At 69.9% G+C, this 4,369-nt stretch carries 5 protein-coding genes; 3 read left to right on the forward strand and 2 right to left on the reverse strand.

Going from position 1 to position 4,369, the window contains the following annotated elements:
• Positions 1 to 312: 312 nt before the first annotated feature.
• Together UK23_RS44525 and UK23_RS44530 are read right to left on the reverse strand one after the other, a co-directional pair.
• Complete coding sequence (locus UK23_RS44525; RefSeq protein WP_045317886.1) at positions 313 to 873, reverse strand: snapalysin family zinc-dependent metalloprotease; 561 nt, start codon at positions 871 to 873, stop codon at positions 313 to 315.
• Between the two features lie 245 nt (positions 874 to 1,118).
• Positions 1,119 to 1,979 (reverse strand): hypothetical protein, encoded by an 861-nt coding sequence (locus UK23_RS44530; RefSeq protein ID WP_045317887.1) that lies wholly within the window; start codon positions 1,977 to 1,979, stop codon positions 1,119 to 1,121.
• A 127-nt stretch (positions 1,980 to 2,106) separates the two neighbouring features.
• On the opposite strand from UK23_RS44530, the gene UK23_RS44535 reads away from it, so the two are divergent.
• The 3 genes from UK23_RS44535 to UK23_RS44545 are packed head-to-tail and all read left to right on the forward strand — an operon-like array spanning position 2,107 to position 4,348.
• Positions 2,107 to 2,502, forward strand: a complete 396-nt coding sequence (locus tag UK23_RS44535) for a GntR family transcriptional regulator (protein WP_045317888.1) — start codon at positions 2,107 to 2,109, stop codon at positions 2,500 to 2,502.
• Positions 2,499 to 3,398, forward strand: a complete 900-nt coding sequence (locus tag UK23_RS44540; RefSeq protein ID WP_045317889.1) for an ABC transporter ATP-binding protein — start codon at positions 2,499 to 2,501, stop codon at positions 3,396 to 3,398. Before UK23_RS44535 ends, UK23_RS44540 begins: the two co-directional genes overlap by 4 nt.
• Positions 3,395 to 4,348 (forward strand): ABC transporter permease subunit, encoded by a 954-nt coding sequence (locus tag UK23_RS44545; protein WP_045317890.1) that lies wholly within the window; start codon positions 3,395 to 3,397, stop codon positions 4,346 to 4,348. Before UK23_RS44540 ends, UK23_RS44545 begins: the two co-directional genes overlap by 4 nt.
• Positions 4,349 to 4,369 lie beyond the last annotated feature (21 nt).

Genomic DNA, 4,369 nt, shown 5'->3' on the forward strand with positions numbered 1-4,369 from the left:
CATGCCCAGGTCAGCGCGACCTGACGAAGTACTACTAGCTCAGAGGAATGCGGTCATTTCCTGTGGGCAACGTTCACGGGTCCGTGCGGCTGAGGAAGCTTCGGCTCGTCATCGGCAGGACGACGCGGGAAGGCAACTGCTCGACCCCCGAGGGATTCGTCACTCGGGGCCTCTTCATCAAACGGGCCGCCGGAACCCGCATGCCAGGAGCACGCCGTCCGCGCTGTGCGGCCGGCCCGTGTGGCGCACGCGGCGGGGAGAACCGGCGAGGCCTGGGTCCACGGGAGACCCAGGCCTCGCGGTCATGCGCGCTCAGGAGTGGACGGGGACCTGCTCGTAGATGACCTTCCAGTCGTAGGTGCCGACGAACCCGTTGGCCCACAGGCGGTTCACCCGGGACGCCTCGGTGGCGTTCGGCGAGGCGACGGTGCACGACGTGCCCGGACCGCCGCCCGACATCAGTTCCGAGCACGGGCCGCTGTAGTGGTCGGGCAGGCCGAGGGCGTGCCCGGTCTCGTGGGCGGTGATGCGGGTGACGTAGTACTGCCGCGCCTGGCTGTAATCGATGAAAATGGTGCCGCTGCCGTGGCCGTTGGTGGAGGCGTACGAACCGCGCGGGTCATTGCCCTCGCGGTAGCGCAGGGTGGCCGCGCTGCGGTTCTCCACCAGTTTCACGTTGGTCACTCGCGCGTTCCAGTTCGCCGCGCCCTGCCGGATGGCGCTCGCGAACGTGGGTGCGCTGCTGGTGTCGTAGTAGACGTTGACCGCCAACGCCGTGGGAGGAGCCTCGGAAGCCGACGCCTGGCCGCTCAGGGGTGCGACGACGGTCGTGGCCGCGGCCAGCGCGACGGACAGGACGAATTTCCTGAACATGGGTTCTCCTCGCTTGCAGGGTGCGAAGAATGGAACCTCGGGGTTCCGCCACCAACGTTAGGAAGGCCGTCGCGCCCGCTCGTCCGCCATTGGCGTGAAGTGGTTCAGCGCTCTTGACGGTTGACGTCGCGCGTTATTCGGGGCGAATGCGGCGAAAAGCATGAAAAGGTGCGAATGGCCGTCACAGTGCGTCAGGAGCCCCTCCGGTTGGTGGCTCGGCTAGATGCACTTACCGCGCCGACGCCTCACGCCCGCATACCGACCGGCGTCGCCGTGAGGTCTTTCTGCCGGGTGTCTGCCGAGTAATGGGCGACTGCGATCGCTCCGGCGATCGCCAGGACGAACCCGATGGCCGCGGCGGTCACGAAACCGTCGCGGACGTGGTCGTCGAGGTAGACCAGTCCGACGAACGACGAAAGCGCCGTGTTGGTGGTGAACATGATCGCGCTGACCCCGGTCGGACCGCCCTTCTGCAACGCCATCGCGAACAGCACCGCCGCGGTGAGTCCGTTGAGGACGATCGACCAGCAGGCCGGTTCCAGGACGAGCCGCCACGCGACGTCCGGGAGATCGAGTGTCCGTGCCGAGATGCCGACGACGCTGTAGGCGACACCGGAGCCGAATGCCAGTGCCACCGTCGCCCTGACCTGGTTGTGGCGCCTGGCGTAGACGGCGATCGCCGCCACCGGAATCGCCATGCCGACGAGGCTCCAGCGCCACTGCGGTGGCAGGGCCTGTGCGGGGCCCGGCTCTGCGGACACGCCCAGCAGCACCAGGCCGGTCGCGCCGACACCCAGCGCGCCCCATCCCGACGCACGGAGGCGGGCGCCCATGAACGCGCTGATCGTGGCAGTCACACCGACGCTGAACGCGAGCATCGACTGCACGAGGAACAACGGCAGCCGATGCAGCGCAGCAGCCGCGCAGGCGAAGCCCAGCAGATCCACACCGAGCCCCAGGAAGTACAGCCACTGACGCCGCAGAGCGATGAGATCGTGCGACCTTCCGCCATACGCGCCCGCACGCCGGACACCCATGGACGCCAGGATCGAACCGGTGCCTGACGCCAGGGTCGCCAGCACGGCGAGGAGGTAACCCAGTGCCATTCGTCCATTGTGTCAGCCGGTGACCTGGCCCCGGACACACGGTCGGTGAAGTCTCGTCTGAAGGTGCCGCGCGGGTGCGGGCCCTTACTGCTTTACTATGACACTAGTAAAGCAGTAAGGGGCTACCGTGTTCGTCTTCCGGCTCGACACCCACTCCGGCGTGCCGCCGTACCTGCAACTCGTCCAGCAGGTCCGCCAGGCGGTGCTGCTGGGCTTTCTCCGGCCCGGCGACCGCCTCCCGCTCATCCGCGAGGTGGTCGAGGACCTGGCGATCAACCCGAACACCGTCGCCAAGGCGTACCGGCAGATGGAACAGGAGAACCTGGTCACCGGACGGCCAGGCCAGGGCACGTTCGTCGACGAACGGCAGTCGGCCGCGATACCGGCGTCGACGTACACGTCGCTGCGCCGCGGCCTGGCGATCTGGCTGCGGCGCGCCTACGCGGCCGGCCTCGACGAGCAGGCGGTCGACGCGCTTCTCGCTTCCGTCCACCAGCAGATGAAGAACGAGGGCGTGGCGTGACAGCGACCGAGTTCGCGCTGCGCACCGACGGGGCGGGCAAGCGGTACCGGAAGGGCTGGGCGCTGCGCGACTGCACCCTGGCCCTGCCGGCGGGCGGCGTGATCGCCCTGGTCGGGCCGAACGGCGCGGGCAAGACCACGCTGCTGCGCCTGGTCGTCGGGTTGCTGGCACCGAGCACCGGCACGGTGGAGGTCCTCGGCCACGACGTCACCACCAGCACCCCGCAGACTCTGTCCCGGGTCGGGTTCCTGGCCCAGGACCACCCGCTGTACAAGCGCTTCACCGTCGCCGAGATGCTCCGCTTCGGCAGGGCCTGCAACCTGCGGTTCGACCAGGGGCTGGCCGAGCGCCGGCTGGCGAGCCTGGGCATCCCGCTCGACCGCAGGGCCGGGACGCTCTCCGGCGGGCAGCAGGCCCAGGTCGCGCTGGCTCTGGCCCTGGCGAAGCGGCCGGACCTGCTCGTCCTCGACGAGCCGGTGGCCAGCCTCGACCCGCTGGCCCGGCGCGAGTTCCTGCAGGTCCTCATGGGCGCGGTGGCCGAAGGCGACGTGACCGTCCTGTTCTCCTCCCACGTCGTGCACGAACTGGAGCGCGTCTGCGACCACCTGGTCGTGCTCAACCACGGCCGGGTCACGCTCACCGGTGACATCGACACCCTCCTCGCCGAGCACCGGCTGCTCGTCGGCCCGCGCACGGCCACCGACCTCGACCGGGCCGGCGCCGTCGTGGAGGCCGTCCACAGCGACCGGCACACGACCCTGCTGGTACGCGACGGCGCGATCCCGGCGGCGCCCGGATGGCAGGCCCAGCCGGTCGCGCTGGAGGACCTGGTGCTGGCGTACCTGCGCCGGCCGTCCGAGCCGAGCGCCGCGGTCACGGACGGGGTGACGACATGACGTGGTTGATCTGGCGCCAGCACCGGACCGAGGTCTGCGTCCTGGGTCTGCTCGTCGGCATGTTCGGCGTTGCCCTGCTCGTGCTCGGGACGCAGGCACACGACCTGTTCCCCGGCGGTCCCGCCCGGTGCGCGGGAGAGGCCGGTGTCAACGAGGCCTGCGCGGCCTCCTTCCGCCGGCTCGACGACGAGTACGGGTTCGTCGAGAACCTCCTGGCGGCCTTCTACCTGGTCCCCGTCGTCATCGGTGCGTTCCTCGGTGCGCCGCTGCTCGCGCGCGAACTGGAGGACGGCACCTGGCAGCTCGCCTGGACGCAGGCCGTGCCGCGGATGCGCTGGCTGGCGGCGAAGCTCGTGGCACTGGCCGGCGTCACCGTCGCGCTCACCGGGATGTTCACTGCGGTGCTCACCTGGTTCCGTCAGCCGTTCGACGCGTGGGAAGGGCGGTTCCAGTACGACGCCTTCGACCTGGAGGGGCTCGTTCCGGTGGCGTACGCGCTGTTCGCGTTCGGCGTCGCCACCGCCGCCGGGGCGATCCTGCGGCGCAGCCTGCCCGCGTTCGGCGTCGCGTTCGGGGCGTTCCTCGCCGCCCGGATGTCGGTGGCGCTGCTGGCCCGTCCCGCGTACGCCACGCCGCTCACCACCATGGAGCCGGTGCCCGTGGGCGGATCGAAGGCCGGCGTCGCCGACTGGATGATCGAGCACGGCTACGCGGACGCCACCGGGCGCAGGCTGAGCGCGACCGAGTACTACGAGCTGGAGGACGCCGCCAACCGGGCCGGCGCCAACCTCAACCAGTTCCTGCACGAGCGGGGCATCCAGCAGTTCGGGGTCTACCACCCGGCCGGCCGGTTCTGGACGTTCCAGCTCATCGAGACGGCCCTGTTCGTCGCCATCGCGGCGATCCTGATCGGTGTGGTGGTCTGGCGGGTGCGGCGACGCATGATCTAGTTCCCTGCTGTCTCTTATACA

Source organism: Lentzea aerocolonigenes, assembly GCF_000955955.1.
In the GTDB taxonomy this organism is placed as follows: domain Bacteria; phylum Actinomycetota; class Actinomycetes; order Mycobacteriales; family Pseudonocardiaceae; genus Lentzea; species Lentzea aerocolonigenes_A.

Coding starts and splice junctions, on each gene's coding strand:
- UK23_RS44525 (WP_045317886.1), bottom strand. CDS start 873: ATGTTCAGGAAATTCGTCCTGTCCGTCGCGCTGGCCGCGGCCACGACC.
- UK23_RS44530 (WP_045317887.1), bottom strand. CDS start 1,979: ATGGCACTGGGTTACCTCCTCGCCGTGCTGGCGACCCTGGCGTCAGGC.
- UK23_RS44545 (WP_045317890.1), top strand. CDS start 3,395: ATGACGTGGTTGATCTGGCGCCAGCACCGGACCGAGGTCTGCGTCCTG.